The organism is Pantoea sp. OVA07A (assembly GCF_019969975.1).
Classification (GTDB): Bacteria; Pseudomonadota; Gammaproteobacteria; order Enterobacterales; family Enterobacteriaceae; genus Pantoea; species Pantoea agglomerans.
The window spans coordinates 172,691-188,640 of sequence record NZ_JAHXYM010000001.1; the positions used below are offsets into that span (position 1 = coordinate 172,691).

The 15,950-nt window shown below is 55.7% G+C and carries 13 protein-coding genes and 1 tRNA gene; 13 read left to right on the forward strand and 1 reads right to left on the reverse strand.

The annotated features are described in order from the left end of the window. Positions 1-5: 5 nt before the first annotated feature. A tRNA-Asn gene (locus LC417_RS00750) sits at positions 6-81 on the reverse strand. Between the two features lie 505 nt (positions 82-586). On the opposite strand from LC417_RS00750, the gene LC417_RS00755 reads away from it, so the two are divergent. The 13 genes from LC417_RS00755 to LC417_RS00815 all read left to right on the forward strand — a co-directional run bounded on the left by LC417_RS00755 (position 587) and on the right by LC417_RS00815 (position 15,923). Beyond that, the gene (locus LC417_RS00755) at positions 587-1,510 is read left to right on the forward strand and encodes a sugar ABC transporter substrate-binding protein (RefSeq protein WP_010247907.1); all 924 of its coding nucleotides are present in this window, start codon (positions 587-589) and stop codon (positions 1,508-1,510) included. Positions 1,511-1,542: 32 nt separating this feature from the next. Next, a complete protein-coding gene (locus LC417_RS00760; RefSeq protein WP_010247905.1) occupies positions 1,543-3,027 on the forward strand; it encodes a sugar ABC transporter ATP-binding protein in 1,485 nt (494 codons plus the stop codon). Positions 3,028-3,050: 23 nt separating this feature from the next. Further along, a complete protein-coding gene (locus LC417_RS00765; protein WP_170933484.1) occupies positions 3,051-4,076 on the forward strand; it encodes an ABC transporter permease in 1,026 nt (341 codons plus the stop codon). Between the two features lie 454 nt (positions 4,077-4,530). Then, positions 4,531-5,448: a nitrogen assimilation transcriptional regulator NAC gene (gene nac / locus LC417_RS00770; RefSeq protein WP_010247899.1), complete on the forward strand. Its 918-nt coding sequence runs from the start codon at positions 4,531-4,533 to the stop codon at positions 5,446-5,448. Between the two features lie 814 nt (positions 5,449-6,262). Then, positions 6,263-6,754 (forward strand): type VI secretion system tube protein TssD, encoded by a 492-nt coding sequence (tssD, locus tag LC417_RS00775; protein WP_010670916.1) that lies wholly within the window; start codon positions 6,263-6,265, stop codon positions 6,752-6,754. Between the two features lie 12 nt (positions 6,755-6,766). Further along, a complete protein-coding gene (locus LC417_RS00780; RefSeq protein WP_010247892.1) occupies positions 6,767-7,123 on the forward strand; it encodes a tlde1 domain-containing protein in 357 nt (118 codons plus the stop codon). Continuing rightward, positions 7,120-7,572, forward strand: coding sequence for a hypothetical protein (locus LC417_RS00785; protein WP_192034068.1), 453 nt, complete (start codon positions 7,120-7,122; stop codon positions 7,570-7,572). The genes LC417_RS00780 and LC417_RS00785 overlap by 4 nt, the downstream gene beginning before the upstream one ends. Before the next feature lie 185 nt (positions 7,573-7,757). Next, positions 7,758-8,717 (forward strand): HTH-type transcriptional regulator Cbl, encoded by a 960-nt coding sequence (gene cbl / locus LC417_RS00790; RefSeq protein WP_010247887.1) that lies wholly within the window; start codon positions 7,758-7,760, stop codon positions 8,715-8,717. A gap of 160 nt (positions 8,718-8,877) precedes the next feature. Continuing rightward, positions 8,878-10,335, forward strand: a complete 1,458-nt coding sequence (locus LC417_RS00795; protein ID WP_033758293.1) for an NAD-dependent succinate-semialdehyde dehydrogenase — start codon at positions 8,878-8,880, stop codon at positions 10,333-10,335. A 443-nt stretch (positions 10,336-10,778) separates the two neighbouring features. Next, entirely contained in the window at positions 10,779-12,248 is a 1,470-nt protein-coding gene (locus tag LC417_RS00800; RefSeq protein ID WP_223565344.1) for an aldehyde dehydrogenase, read from the forward strand. A 28-nt stretch (positions 12,249-12,276) separates the two neighbouring features. Continuing rightward, positions 12,277-12,945, forward strand: a complete 669-nt coding sequence (locus LC417_RS00805) for a haloacid dehalogenase type II (protein WP_010247881.1) — start codon at positions 12,277-12,279, stop codon at positions 12,943-12,945. Between the two features lie 10 nt (positions 12,946-12,955). Further along, the gene (locus LC417_RS00810) at positions 12,956-14,233 is read left to right on the forward strand and encodes an FAD-binding oxidoreductase (protein ID WP_022624965.1); all 1,278 of its coding nucleotides are present in this window, start codon (positions 12,956-12,958) and stop codon (positions 14,231-14,233) included. Positions 14,234-14,315: 82 nt separating this feature from the next. Beyond that, positions 14,316-15,923: an ABC transporter substrate-binding protein gene (locus tag LC417_RS00815; protein ID WP_033788372.1), complete on the forward strand. Its 1,608-nt coding sequence runs from the start codon at positions 14,316-14,318 to the stop codon at positions 15,921-15,923. Positions 15,924-15,950: the final 27 nt, after the last annotated feature.

The following is a 15,950-nucleotide window of genomic DNA, read 5'->3' on the forward strand; positions in this document are numbered from 1 at the left end:
AATTCTGGCTCCTCTGACTGGACTCGAACCAGTGACATACGGATTAACAGTCCGCCGTTCTACCGACTGAACTACAGAGGAATCGCTTGAACGGGGCGAATATTAGCGGCGCAGATCCCGCTTGTCAAAGCCCTGTTTACTGAATTGCGTTCAGATGCTCGTAAAAGCAGCGGATTGGCGATTTTTACCCGATTCTGCTGGATTTTCAAACTGCCAACAGGATCTCACTTTGCGGGCATTTCTCCGCAGATGTTAGAGGCATGTCAAAGTTTTGTTGTTTGCCGATGTTAAAACAACCGTTTCAGTGCTTTTATGATAAAAATTTCAAAACGTGATTATATGGAATAAATAAACTGCTTATCATCACGGTCGTCATTATCGTCTGAAAGTGAAACGCTATTTTGAAGTTAACTGTTTGCAGATCAAGTGATTGTGAAAAGGAGTAGTCGATCACAAAAATAGTCAGAACCTGAAGTCTTACCTCAAATTTCCCGAAACAGACGCCAGACAGGCTGGGTGAATGTAAAAGATATTTTTCATTCGCGGTCACAGCCGCTGAGCAAGTTAACAAATAAGAAGGGTCCCTATGAACATTAAAAAAACGATTGTCGCCTCACTGTTAGCCTGCATGTTACCTGCCGCGGTTATGGCAAAAGATATCTCAGTTGGCGTCTCCATGGCGCTGTTTGATGACAACTTCCTCACCATTCTGCGAACTTCAATGCAGAAAGAGATGCAGAAAGATGGCGTTAAAGGGCAGGTTGAGGATGCAAAAGGCGACGTTTCACAGCAGCTGCAGCAGGTTCAGAACTTTATCGGTCAGGGTGTTGATGCACTGATCGTCAACCCGGTCGATACCAATGCAGTGAAACCGATTATGGACCAGGCGAGCAAAGCGGGTATCCCACTGATCTTTGTCAACCGCCGTCCACAGGCTGAGCTGACCGGCAAAATGGCCTATGTCGGGTCCGATTCGGAACTGGCCGGACGCTTACAGATGGAAGCGCTGGCTAAAGCGATGAACGGCAAAGGCAACGTTGCCATCCTGATGGGTGACCTGGCGAATGAAGCGACCCGTGACCGTACCAAAGGTGTGGAAGAGGTTGCGGCTAAATTCCCTGGCATCAAAATTGTTCAGAAACAGACCGCCAAATTTACCCGTAACGATGCGGTAGACGTAGTCAGTAACTGGATGACCGCCGGTGATGAGATCAATGCCATCGCTTCTAACAACGATGAAATGGCGATCGGTGCGCTGCAGGCACTGGGTAAAAATCCGGACAAAATCCTGATCGCTGGCGTCGATGGCACACCCGATGCGCTGCAGATGCTGAAGCAGGGCAAGATGGTCGCCACGGTATTCCAGGATGCGCAGGGCCAGGGTGAAGGTGCGGTGCAGACGGCAATCAAACTAGTGAATGGCGAGAAAGTTCAGAAAGTCATCAATATCCCCTACCAGTTGATTACTAAAGAAAACATGGAACAGTTTACCAAGCGTAACCTGAAATAGTCGTTCCCGACCCAGCTGTACGGAGGTGATGTATGAACGCTTTTGCGCTTGAAGCCGAAGGCATCAGCAAGTTCTTCCCCGGCGTTAAAGCCCTCGACAACGTCTCGTTGCGGGTGCGTCCGGGAACGGTACATGCCTTGATGGGCGAAAATGGCGCGGGCAAATCCACTTTAATGAAGTGCCTGATCGGGATGTATCGTCCCGATCAGGGCACCATCAAAATTAAAGGGGAGCCGGTGCAGTTTCAGGACACCATGGACGCGTTGCGTTCCGGCATTTCAATGATCCACCAGGAACTCAACCTGGTGCCTTACATGACCGTCGCCGAGAATATCTGGCTGGGTCGCGAGCCGATGAGATTTGGCTTTGTCGATCACGCCCGACTTAATCAGATGACGCAGGAACTGCTCAACCGCCTGAATATCCGCCTGAAAGCCGATCGGATGGTGGGCGAGCTGAGCATCGCGTCGCAGCAGATGGTTGAGATTGCCAAAGCAGTTTCATGGGATTCAGACATCGTGATCATGGATGAGCCCACCTCCGCGCTGACAGAAACCGAAGTGGCGCATCTGTTTACCATCATTCGTGACCTGCGGGAGCAGGGCAAAGCGATCATCTACATCAGCCATAAGATGGATGAAATTTTCACCATCACCGACGAAGTCAGTATCTTCCGTGACGGCAGCTGGATCGCCAGCGATCAGACGTCGAAATATACCCGCCAGTCGCTGATTACCCAGATGGTGGGACGCGAACTGACCCAGCTGTTCCCGAAATTCAACAGCGCAATTGGTGAAGAGGTGCTGACGGTGCGCAATCTCACCTGCAAAGATCGTTTCACCGACGTCAGTTTCAGTGTGCGCCGGGGGGAGATCCTCGGCGTCGCCGGACTGGTGGGTGCGGGTCGCAGCGAGGTGATGGAGAGCCTGTTCGGCATGGAGAGCTTCGACAGCGGCGAGATCTTAATTGATGGCGTGCCGGTGACGATCGACTCACCCTCAACCGCGATTGAAAAGGGCATGGCGTTCCTCACCGAAGACCGTAAAAAGTCCGGCCTGTTTCTGGTGCTATCGGTAATGGAGAACATGAGCATCGTTAATATGCCGGAGTACAGCGGTAAAAGCGGGTTTGTCAGCCATGTGAAGATGGCGCAGGACTGCATGGATCAAATCCGTCGTCTCAACATTAAAACGCCAACCATGGATCAAATCATCAATAACCTCAGCGGCGGTAATCAGCAGAAAGTCCTGATTGCCCGCTGGCTGCTGGCGCAACCGAAGATTCTGATTCTGGACGAACCGACGCGCGGCATTGACGTCGGGGCGAAAGCGGAGATTTACCGCTTAATCAGTGAACTTGCCAACCGTGGCGTGGCTATCATCATGGTCTCCTCTGAACTGCCGGAAATTCTTGGCATGAGCGACCGGGTAATGGTCATGCACGGCGGGCGTATAACCGGCATCCTCGATAAAGAAGAAGCCGATCAGGAAACCATTCTGTCGTTGGCATCCGAGTGAGGCGCGAGACCACTATGAGCAATATGAAAGCTACTGCCACCCCGGCAGCCCCGCAGCAACCCTCTTTTTTTGCCAGCCTGCGTCATAAATTGCCGAAAGATACCGGCATTTTCGTGGTGATGGTGGGGATTGCGTTAATTTTTGAAATGTTCGGCTGGTACGTGCGTGACCAGTCTTTCCTGCTCAACACCAACCGTCTGATCCTGATTGTATTGCAGGTGGCGATTATCGGGATTATCGCCGTCGGCGTGACCCAGGTCATCATCACCACCGGTATCGATCTCTCCTCCGGATCCGTTATCGCCCTGGCGGCAGTGGTGGCCGCGAGCCTGGCGCAGACCTCTGACAGCCTGTCACCAATGTATCCGTCGCTGGTGAATATGCCTGCGGTGATCCCTATCGCGGCCGGTATCGGCGTCGGTTTGCTGGCGGGCGTGGTCAATGGTGTGCTGATTACCCGCACCGGTATTCCGCCCTTCATTGCCACGCTGGGCATGATGGTGTCGGCGCGTGGTCTGGCGCAGTATTACACCCAGGGCAATCCGATCAGCTTCCTTTCCGATGGCTTCACCTCAATCGGACAGGGTGCCATGCCGGTAGTGATTTTCCTGGTGGTGGCGCTGCTGTTCCATATCGCCCTGAAGCATACCCGCTACGGTAAATATGTTTACGCCATCGGCGGCAACATGACCTCGGCGAAAGTCTCCGGTATCAACGTTAATAAGTATCTGATTATCGTCTACACCATTGCAGGCGCGCTCTCTGGCCTGGCGGGTGTAGTACTGGCGGCGCGCGTCAGCAGCGGTCAGTCGAGCATGGGGATGTCGTACGAGCTGGATGCCATTGCTGCAGCCGTTATCGGTGGCAGCAGCCTGATGGGTGGCGTGGGCCGTATCACCGGTACATTGATTGGCGCAGTGATCCTTGGCCTGATTAAAAGCGGATTCACCTTCGTTGGTGTCGATGCGTACATTCAGGACATCATCAAAGGGATGATTATTGTGGCTGCGGTCTCTATCGACATGCACCGTAACCGCAAAAAACGTTAATCAGCAGGCGTTGCCTTCTTCCGGATGCGGGAGAGGGCAACGGCTGCTTTTTATCATCCGGCATTCGCCAGCGATAAGAAATCCCGCTGATAGCGGTTACATTTACTCCCTGTTTTTTACTCCTCTGTTCAGGCCCTGCAAGCCTTCATCAGGTGCAATGCGTTTCCACTGCACTCAAACTGTACAGCCTGTCATCACTTTTCTGCACGTCTGACTCGCAGCGTCTGCACTGTCACAGTGCGCCTGACGGCTTTACTCTCTCTTCTCAGCCATTCCTGATCCTTATTAACCCATAAGAGGTAATCAGAAACGCTTATTTTCCGGGCCGTTAGGAAAAATCTGGCTGCTTGATGGCCTGAGTTTTTTAAACCTGGCCTGCATCTTGCAAAATCTCTGTTATCAGGGCGATGGGATCAGACCCATTTCGCTATTCGGGGTGAGTGACGGAGGCAAGATGAATTTAAGACGACTGAAGTACTTTGTGAAAATCGTCGATATCGGCAGTCTGACGCAGGCAGCAGAAGTGTTGCACATCGCCCAGCCTGCACTCAGTCAGCAGGTCGCGACGCTGGAAAATGAACTGGATCAGCAGTTGCTGATTCGTACCAAGCGCGGTGTTACGCCAACTGAGGCGGGTAAGATTCTCTATGGTCATGCGCGCACCATTCTGCGCCAGTGTGAGCAGGCCCAGACTGCGGTAATTAACGCCGGTCAGGTGCTGAGTGGGCAGGTATCGATTGGGCTTGCCCCAGGCACCGCGGCTTCATCGCTGACCATGCCGCTGTTGCAGACCGTTCGCGATCAATTTCCGGAAGTGCTGGTTTACCTGCACGAAAATAGCGGCAGCGTGCTGAATGAGAAAGTGATGAACGGTCAGCTGGATATGGCGGTGCTGTACGATCGCGCGCCCACTGCCGGGATCACCAGCATGCCGCTGATGAAAGAGGATCTGTTTCTGGTAGGCGCCACCGATTACCCGGGAGCCAGCGTCGATCTGGCCGATGTGGCGCAGATGAGTCTGTTTTTACCGCGCGATTACAGCGCAGTACGCAAGCGGGTCGATGAGGCCTTTTCGCTGCGTCGTCTGAGTGCACGCATCATCGGTGAGATCGAATCGATTTCAACCCTGACTGCAGCCATTTCCAGCGGCATGGGCGTGACCGTATTACCTGAGTCCGCCGCCCGTTCGCTGGTGGGTTCCACCGATGCCTGGATGTCACGGATCAACAGCCCGTCATTGAGTCTGCCGCTGTCACTGAACGTCTCCGCCCGGTTGCCGCTGTCACCTTCAGCGCAGGCAGTGAAGAACATTCTGCTGTCGCTGCTGAATAAGCCGCTGAGTGAGGAGCGGGAGTTGATGTTAGTGAGTTAAGAGGGCGCTTGCAGCGGGCTGGCAACCAGCCGGTTTCGCTTTGCAGCGGGCTGCACTGAGCGGGTTACGCCCGCCAGGCGTATGGGAGTTTCAGGTCACTTAGCCGCGCGTTAGCACTGAGCGGGTTACGCCCGCCAGGCGTATGGGAGTTTCAGGTCACTTAGCCGCGCGTTAGCGCTGAGAGGGTTTCGCCCGCCAGGCGATGAGGAGTTTCAGGTTGCCTGTGCAGGCGGACGCGTCAAGGGGCGGACACCCGCCCCTTAACAATCCCGGCGTCCGGCTGCCTGCGCGCCCCGCTGTGCGGGGTGCCTTCGTCACGCCCTGCGGCCGACGGACCGTCCGGACTCGCCATCCCTGGCTCGTACCGCCCTTTCGCCGACGTCCTGTCGGCTCATCCTTGCCTGCGGTTGTTCCTCAGCGCTCCGGACGCCTCTGGTAAACCTTCGTCTGTAATTTCTGTATTTATTTGCTGCACAGAGCTGTTTACTGGCTGTACAGGAAGAGGTTCTATCTTTCCATTTCGACACAATGTGAACTTCATAGCACGAATGATAAATCCATGTTGGCGTGAAGAATTGCTGATACGACTTTTAAATTATTCTGAATAGCTTTTGGGCACGTTTTTATTTCCCTGATACCGGGTTATTCCGCGATCTCTATATCTCAAACAATAAAACTTCAATCAGGTTGATTTCATGCTGTATGAAAATTGATCTGATGTTTGCCGGAAGATAGTTTAATCAGGCTGTGAAAGCAGTGGGCCTGTCAGCAGAAAACAGGCTGGCTTTCTCTTTTTAAAATGGAGTTTAAAACGATGGCTATTCCAGCTTATCTCTGGCTTAAAGATGACGGTAACAACATTATTGTCGGATCAGTCGACGTGGCAGGTCGTGAAGGCGCTATTGAAGTCCTCGGCCTGAATCACGGCGTCATGCTCTCCACAGACAACGTGACGGGTAAAACAACCGCTGTCCGCGAACACGCTTCTTACAGTTTTGATAAAGAGATCGATAAGTCAAGTCCCTGCCTTTACAGGGCTGTGACCTCAGGTCAAAAGCTTTGCTCAGCGGAAATAAGATTTTACCGGATAAATGACGCGGGGCAGGAGGTGGAATATTTCAATACTTTGATGGAAGGCGTAACCGTTATCTGTGTGGGCCCGATGATGTATGACGTTAAATCCCGCTATGGTGAGGCGCGGGATCATCTGGAAACTGTAGAGCTGATTTACGAAAAAATTACCTGGCGATATGCAGACGGAAATATCGTCCACTCGGACAGCTGGAATGATCGAGTGACAGCATAAAGGAATATAACGATGACATGGACATATGAGCAAAGCACGGGTCACTTATACCACAACAGTGAATTTATTGAGGCCGGCTACTCAGGTAGTCTGACTAACAAAAATAATCCCGATCGCCAGCATGTAAGAGGGATGGGGCCCCTTCCTCAGGGAACGTACAGAATTGCAGGGCACTCCACATCAAAAGGACCCCTGACCATTATTCTGGTGCAGACTTCCGGAGAGTCTTTTGGCCGTTCGGCATTTCGCATTCATGGCGAAAGGGTCAATAAGCCAGCGGGCTTCGCCTCAGAAGGCTGCATCATTATGTCACTTGCAACCCGGCGACGCGTGCTGCGTGAAGGCGGGACGCTGGAGGTGGTCCGATGAAATATCTGATATTGATTGGCCTTCTGCCCTTCGCGGTCTGGGCTGGAGCGAATACATCCGACTGGGAAAATTCGCTGAAGGGCATCGCGTCAGGAGAGCAAGCCTGGCTTGCAAAAGTGCCCCAACTGGCAGCTACGGCTGATGTTCAGCAGGCAACACGGATGGAGGATGCCCTTGCCGCGGCGTTAGCGAAGAATACCCCGGGCGTGCTGGAGACGCTCCGGGTTATTGACGCCAGATCCTGGCCCCATATGACAGGTACAGACATTGTCTGCAGCGTTCCGGCTGAGCAACCTACAGCCTTTATAGAGGATTTTTATCAACAAACCCGTCTGGCGCTACTGGCAACTGACCAGGGTGCGACCTGTCTGTGGATCCTGGAAGCAAGCTATGAAGAGATGAAAGCAGAGAGCGCCAGAATGCGTAATCTATCGCCTTCTGTAAAATAGCCTCTCCCCCAGGCCGGGTTTCAGTCAAATTCTGAAGTCCGGCCGCCCATCTCAAACCTCTCTGTACCCCCAAAACCCACCCCGTTATTCCCTAAAGTCATAAATCCGAATTTTTTAGTATTTCCGGTTATCAATAATAGTTCTTACCATCAGATAATCAGATTATGTAAAGGGAGGTAAATACCGTGAATTTCCAGCAGCTTAAAATCATCCGCGAGGCGGCCCGCTGTGAGTTTAACTTAACGGAAGTCGCTAATACGCTGTTTACCTCCCAGTCGGGAGTAAGTCGGCACATTCGTGACCTGGAAGATGAACTCGGGGTTGAGATCTTTATCCGTCGCGGCAAGCGCCTGCTGGGGATGACCGAGCCGGGCAAAGCGCTGCTGACCATCGCTGAGCGTATCCTGGATGAAGCGGGCAAAGTGCGACGTCTGGCCGATGTCTTTACCAATGAAACCAGCGGCATCCTGACCATAGCCACTACCCATACTCAGGCGCGTTACAGCCTGCCGAAAGTCATCAAAGCGTTTCGTCAGCTCTATCCTAACGTCCGGCTTGAACTCAATCAGGGTTCGCCGCAGGAAATTGTCACCATGCTGCTGGCGGGTGAGGCGGACATTGGCATCGCCAGTGAATTACTGGTCAACAACAGCAGCCTGGCGGCGTTCCCCTGGTTCAGCTGGCATCACGCCTTACTGGTGCCGAAAGGGCATGAACTGGTGCAGAACCAGCCGGTTTCACTGAGCACGCTCAGCCGCTATCCGCTGATCACCTACCGGCAGGGTATCACCGGACGTTCGCGGGTTGACCGTGCGTTTCAGACGGCCGGTTTAAAACCAGATATCGTGCTCAGTGCTCAGGACTCCGATGTGGTGAAAACCTACGTCAAACTCGGTTTAGGCGTGGGGATACTGGCCGATCAGGCGTGTGAAACTGAAGAGAGTGAAGAGCTGGTACGCCTCGATGCCACCCATCTGTTCGATGCCAGCACCGTATGGCTCGGCCTCAAGCGCGGCCAGCTGCAACGCAACTACGTCTGGCAGTTCCTGGAACTCTGCAACGCCAACCTGTCGCTGGAAGAGATCAAGCGTCAGGCGCTCTCCTACAGCAATGACGACGAACCGGTTATCGACTTCCAGATTTAAGCACACGGCGCATCCACCCGGATGCGCGCCTGTTTCCGCGCGGCATAAAATTTCAAATCACCGCGAAAATCTCCTCTATCGACCTTTCTCACCCCGCACAACAACATCCTGCGCTGACCCGGCGCGATAAAGTGGAATCAGCTGACCACAAGGGGATGATATGTCGCGACTACAACTTAACGATAGCGATCTGCTGCGCCAGCAGGCGCTGTTTAATGGACGCTGGCAGGATGCGCATCAGGGCGCCACGCTGCCGGTTACCGATCCCGCCACGGGCGAAACCCTGGCGACGATTCCGGCACTGGGTCGGGCAGAAACCGGGCAGGCGATAGCTTATGCGGAAACAGTGCGCATCAGCTGGGGCAAAACCACCAATGCCAGCCGTGCCGCGCTGCTGGAAAAGTGGCATCAACTGATTATTGAACACGCTGACGACCTGGCGATTATCATGACCGCCGAGCAGGGCAAACCGCTGGCGGAAGCCAGAGGCGAAGTGCTCTATGGAGCCAGCTTCGTGAAATGGTTCGCGGAAGAGGCACGCCGAATCTATGGCGACACCATTCCCGCGCCCAGCGAGGACCGGCGCATCCTGGTGCTGAAACAGCCGGTAGGCGTTGCCGCCGCAATCACGCCGTGGAACTTCCCGATTGCGATGATCACCCGCAAAGTGGCGCCCGCGCTGGCCGCCGGATGCCCGATTATTGTTAAACCTTCTGAGTTGACGCCGCTGTCGGCGCTGGCACTGGCGGTGCTGGCAGAGCGCGCCGGCTTCCCGTCCGGCGTGCTGCAGGTGCTGACCGGCCTGCCCACGGAGATTGGCGCGACGCTGACTGAAAGCCGCACGGTACGTAAAATCTCCTTTACCGGTTCAACCCGCATCGGACAGTTGCTGATGCAACAGAGCGCCGACAGCATCAAGCGCCTGAGTCTGGAGCTGGGTGGCAACGCGCCGCTGATCGTGTTTGATGATGCCGATATTGAGATTGCCGTCGCGGGGGTCATGCTCAGCAAGTTCCGCAACGCAGGACAAACCTGCGTCTGCGCTAACCGCATCCTGGTGCAGCGAAGTATCTATCCGCGTTTCACCGCCCGGTTGCTGGAGGCGGTCGCCACCCTGAAAGTGGGCGATGGTTTTGCGCCCGACAGCACTATTGGCCCTTTGATCAACAGCCGCGCGGTGGAGAAAGTGAACGGTCATATCGATGATGCGCTCAGCCAGGGAGCAACGCTGCTGACCGGCGGCATCAGCCAGGGCAACGGGACCTTTGTGCAGCCCACGGTGCTCGGTGAGGTCACCGCCACCATGCGCATCGCCCATGAAGAGACGTTTGGTCCGGTCGCGCCGCTGTTTATCTTCGATGATGAAGAGGAGGCGATCGCGATGGCAAATGACACGCCCTACGGCCTGGGTGCCTATTTCTTTACCGAGAACATCCGGCGCGCATGGCGGGTAGCGGAGGCGCTGGAGTTTGGCATGGTCGGCTTTAATACCGGCGCCATTTCCCTGGAGGTCGCGCCGTTTGGCGGCGTGAAACTCTCCGGTATTGGCCGGGAGGGTTCCCGCTACGGAATTGATGAATATCTGGAACAGAAAACATTTCACATTGGCAGTCTGTAACTAAAAATGAAAAGAGCCAGCCGGATAATCCGGCTGGCTCTTTTTTGCCTGAGGCTCCGTAAAAACTTACCGGCGTCAAATAATTGTTCTGAAAAATTAAAGAATTTATCAGGGATGTGAAGCGGGTCGTTAAATCGGCGGATCATGTGAACCGGAATGAGCCGCCTGACCCGAAATATCCGCTTTGGTGCAATTTCCGTGCAGGTTGCACCAGCAGGGCGCATAAATTTTGTGAAGTAAATCATCTGTTTAATTGTTCGGCAATTCCGCAAAAAATCCCCCGCCAATACGGCAGAAAATTTTTTTGCACTGTTTTAAACGCATTTTTATTTTTTGCCCGGCTGGCATACTTTCTGCATTAGCTTATTAACAGCGCAGAAACCGGCAGTTTTAAACGCTAATAAACCAGCAACTGATGGGTGTAACAAATAAGGAATTCTTCCATGTTAAGTTTCGACCCGGAAAAAGTTTCTCTCCCGACTGGCCATTATATTGGCGGCCAGCACTGCCAGAGCCAGGGCGCATCCTTTGAGGTTAAACGTCCCTCCGATGGCAGGGTCTATGCCACGCTGCAGGACGCCACGCCGCAGGATGTCGATCGTGCCGTGACTGTGGCGCATCAGGCGCTGAAAAGCAGCGGCTGGTCCGGTTGTCCGCCGCGCGAACGCGGACGGATACTGCGCCGCTGGGCCGATCTGATTGAGCAGGACGCGCTGCTGGCACAGCTGGAAGCGCTGGGCTCCACCCGGCCGATCAATGACGTGGTGCTGCACGAAATTCCTTTTACCGCCGAAGCGATTCGCTTCTATGCCGAATGCGCTGACAAATACAGCGGGGATCTCTTTCCCACCCGCGACAGCAGCCTGGGCATGCTGATTGCCGAACCTTATGGCGTTATCGCCGCGATTACCCCGTGGAATTTCCCGCTGTCGATGGCGTCGTGGAAATGCGGACCGGCGCTGGCGGCGGGCAATGCGGTGGTGCTTAAACCCTCTGAACTGACCCCGTTTTCTACCGTGCGCATGGCCGAACTGGCCATTCAGGCGGGCTTACCGGCGGGCGTGCTGAACATTGTACAAGGCAGTGGCGCGGTGACCGGCAGCGCGCTGGTAAAACATCCGCTGGTGCGCAAAGTCTCGTTTACCGGCTCGACCCTGACCGGCGCGCGCATCATGAGCGATGCCGCGCAAAACGGCATGAAGCCGGTGACGCTGGAGCTGGGCGGCAAAAGTCCGCAACTGGTGTTTGATGACGCGGGTGACCTTGAGGTGCTGGCCCAGCGGATTCTGCGCGGCTTCACCGCCAACGGCGGTCAGGCCTGCGTGGCGGGCACCCGTCTTATTGTGCAGCGCAACATTGCCGATCCGCTGGTTGAGCGGCTGGCTCAGCTCTGCCGGGAGGTTAAACCGGGCGTCACCTGGCAGGAAGGCAGCCGCTACGCACCGCTGATCGACGAACGACAGGGCAACAAAGTCTGCTCGGTTATTGAAGCGGCAAAAGCGCAGGGCGCAGAAGTACTGGTGGGCGGTGAGCGTTTTGCCGACACCGACGACGGCTGGTTCTGGCAGCCCACGCTGCTGAGTCACGTGGCGCAGGATAACCCGGCAGTCCAGCAGGAGATTTTTGGTCCGGTGCTGACGGTGCAGACGTTTGATGATGAAGAGCAGGGACTGGCGATGGCCGCCCATGACACCTATGGCCTCTGCGCCGGTGTTCACACCCTGAGTCTGCCGCGCGCGCTGCGGGCAATGCGCGCCATCGACGCGGGCACCGTCTGGATCAACCGCTATGGGCGTTCCGGCGACTTCATCATTCCGACTGGTGGCTTTCTCGGCTCCGGCATTGGTAAAGATTTAGGCCGCCAGGCGTTTCAGGCCTGCCAGCGCCAGAAGAGTGTACTCATCGATTTCTAAGCGCAACTGACAATGACGAGGGTGTTACATGGCACTGTTTAAACCGAAATTCATCACGTTTGACTGTTACGGCACGCTGATTCGCTTCGATATGGCGGGTGCCGCGCAGCGCTGTTTCAGCGACCGCGTCGACCCGGACGCAATGCACGCTTTTACCACCGACTTTTCCAGCTACCGGCTGGATGAGGTGCTCGGCGCGTGGAAACCCTACTACGACGTGGTGAGTAATGCCCTGCAGCGCACCTGCAAAAAGTGGGGCGTCCGCTGGGACAAAGCCGACAGCGACTTTATCTACACCGACTGCGCCAGCTGGGGTCCGCATCCCGACGTGCCCGCCGGGCTGGCAAAGGTGGCTAAGGAGTTTCCGCTGGTGCTGCTGACCAACTCGATGAAAGACCTGATCCCGCATCACGAACCGCGTCTGGGCGCACCAATCTATATGGCTATCACGGCAGAAGAGACGGGAGCCTACAAACCACAGATGAAGGGCTTCGAGTACATGCTGGACAAGCTCGGCTGCGGCCCTGAGGAGATCCTGCACGTCTCCTCCAGCTTCCGCTATGACCTGATGACTGCCCACGATCTCGGCATCAAAAACAAAGTCTGGGTCAATCGCGGTCATGAACCGGCGAATCCGTATTACCAGTACACCGAAATCAACGATATCGGCGGCCTGCCTGGCGTCGTCGGACTCTGAGGAACACCCCATGAAACTGGAATCGTTCTGGCAGGCCACCGCTCCGGCCTTTACCGGTGCCGCACGCGAACCGCTGCCCGCACAGGCGGACGTGGTGGTGATTGGCGGTGGCTTCACCGGCATCTCGGCGGCCCTGAACCTGGCGCGCAGCGGCATCAGCGTGGTGCTGCTGGAGAGTGGCGACGTGATGAGTCAGGCCTCGGCGCGCAACGGCGGCCACTGCAACACCGGTGTGGCGCAGAACTTCGCCTCGCTGGTGGCGAGCCAGGGTCTGGAGCAGGCCAGCCGCTTCTACCGGGCGTTTGATGAGGCGGTGAGCTATGTCCAGCAACTGATCCAGGATGAAGCGATCGACTGCGACTTCCGGCTGTGCGGCAAACTCAAGCTCGCCAGCAAAGCGTCGCATGTGGCCGGGCTGCAGGAAGCGTATGAGCTGATGCGGCGCACCGTTGACCCGGAGATCGAACTGCTCGACAAAACCGCAGTGCGTGACGAGATCGCCAGCGATGACTTCCACGGCGGCCTGCTGCAGAAACGTGGCGGTCAGATGCACATGGGCAAGTTCGGCGTCGGGCTGGCTGAGGCCGCCGCCCGCAGCGGCGCGAAGATTTTTCCGCACCACGCCGTGACGAAGCTAGAACGCCTGAAGGGTTATCAGCATCGGGTAGAGACCGCGCAGGGCACCATTCTGGCGGACAAAGTGCTGATGGCGACCGGCTGCTCCAACGTCGGCCCTTTTCCCTGGTTTCAGCGCCGTATTGTGCCGGTCGGCAGCTTTATCGTGGTGACGGAGGCGCTCGACCCGGCGCTGCTGCGCCAGGTACTGCCAAACGATCGCACCTACGTTACTTCACTGAATATCGGCAACTACTTCCGTACTACGGCCGATCGCCGTTTGGTGTTTGGCGGGCGGGCCCGGTTTGCCGTCAGCAACCCGACGTCCGACTCGCGTAGCGGCGAGATCCTGCGCCGGGCGATGACGCAGATGCTGCCACAGCTTGGCCAGTCGCAGGTGGATTACTGCTGGGGCGGTATGGTCGACATGACCGCCGACCGTCTGCCGCACGCGGGTGAACAGGATGGCCTCTTCTATTCGCTGGGCTACAGCGGTCACGGTACCCAGATGTCGGTGTGGATGGGACGCGTCATGGCCAGTCTGCTGGCTGAAAAGCGCACTGAAAATCCCTGGCAGCGCGACACATGGCCCGCGTTGCCCGGCTATCACGGCAAGCCATGGTTTTTACCGCTCGCAGGACTCTATTACAAAGCAAAGGATCGCCTTTCATAACGTCCCGTCGGGTGCTGACCGCCAGGTTATCAGCACCGCCAGAACATGATCCCCGGTTCGCCTGACTATTGAGGGTACAGAGATGAGTAAATTTGATAATAACGACGCTGATGCGGTAAATCCGGCACTGACGCGCATGATCACCGAAGGCTCACTTTCACGCCGCAGCCTGATGAAAATGCTCTCAGCCGGTGCGGTGATGAGCAGCGGCCTGATCACTTTTTCAGGGGCGGCACTGGCGGACGACAAGCCGGTCAGGGGCGGTAAACTGCGGGCAGCGATGTCGAATGCCTCGGCCACCGATACACTGGATCCGGCCAAAAGTAACAACAGTGCGGATTACACCCGCCAGTTCATGTTCTACAGCGGCCTGACCGAGCTGGATAAAAACCTGATGGCGCAACCGGCGCTGGCCGAATCGCTGGAATCCAGCGACGGCATTACCTGGCATATCAAACTGCGTAAGGGGGTCACTTTCCATGATGGCAAACCGCTGACCGCCAAAGATGTCATCTACTCGCTCAGCCGTCACAAAGATCCGGCCATCGCCTCTATCGCCTTTAAGCTGGCCGATCAGTTCAAAACCTTCAGCGCGGTCAATGATAACGAGGTGCAGCTGGAGCTGAGCAGCGCTAACTTCGACGTCCCTTATATGCTGGCGACACCGCCGTTTCTGATCGTGCCGGACGGCACCAAAGATTTCAGCAAAGGCATCGGCACTGGTCCGTTTGTCTGCAAAGCCTTTATGCCGGGTGTGCGCACCATCGGCACCAAAAATCCCAACTACTACAAGCCTGGTCTGCCACATCTGGATGAGGTAGAGCTGATTGGCGTCACCGACGGCGCAGCGCGCGTTAATGCCCTGATGTCGGGCGATCTGCAGATGGTCTCCACGCTGACCGCTGCCGACTGCAAGCGCATCAAAGCCAGCAGCGAATTTGGCGTGCTGGAGAGTAAATCGGGCATGTACACCAACCTGATTATCCGCACCGATGTAAAGCCGGGTAACAACGAAGATTTCGTGCTGGCGATGAAATATCTGCAGCCACGTGAAATGCTGGTGAAAACGGTGCTGCAGGGTTACGGCGACGTCAGTAATGACACCCCGGTGCCGCCGTGGCATCCGCTCTATAACGCCGATCTCAAACCGCGTGCGCTGGACATTGAAAAAGCGAAGTTCCACATCAAAAAAGCGGGCATGGCCGGCTCCACGGTGGAGATCATCACCACGCCGAATATCGAAGGGGCAAATGAAGGCGGTCAGATGATCCAGCAGATGGCGCGCGGGGCAGGGCTGAACATCAAAGTGCGACGTGTGCCGTATGACGGTTACTGGTCTTCGCACTGGATGAAAGATCCGGTGGGATATGGCTCGATAAATCCGCGTCCGACGCTCGACATGCTCTTCTCACAGTTTTATCTCTCTACCGCACCGAATAACGAATCGGGCTGGAAAAACCCTCAGTTTGATCAGCTGGTGATCGCGGCACGCGGTGAGCGCGATCAGGCGAAACGCAAGCAGATGTATGGTGACATGCAGAAGTTGATTTATGACCACTGCGGCACCCTTATCCCGACCTTTATCAGCTCCACAGATGGCTACAACAAAAAGGTCAAAGGGGTGGAGGCCTGGCCGTCGGGCATGATGATGGGCTATCGCTTCCATGAGTTTGCGTGGCTGAGTGCCTGATACGTTATTTGAGGAAGGAGTACGCCG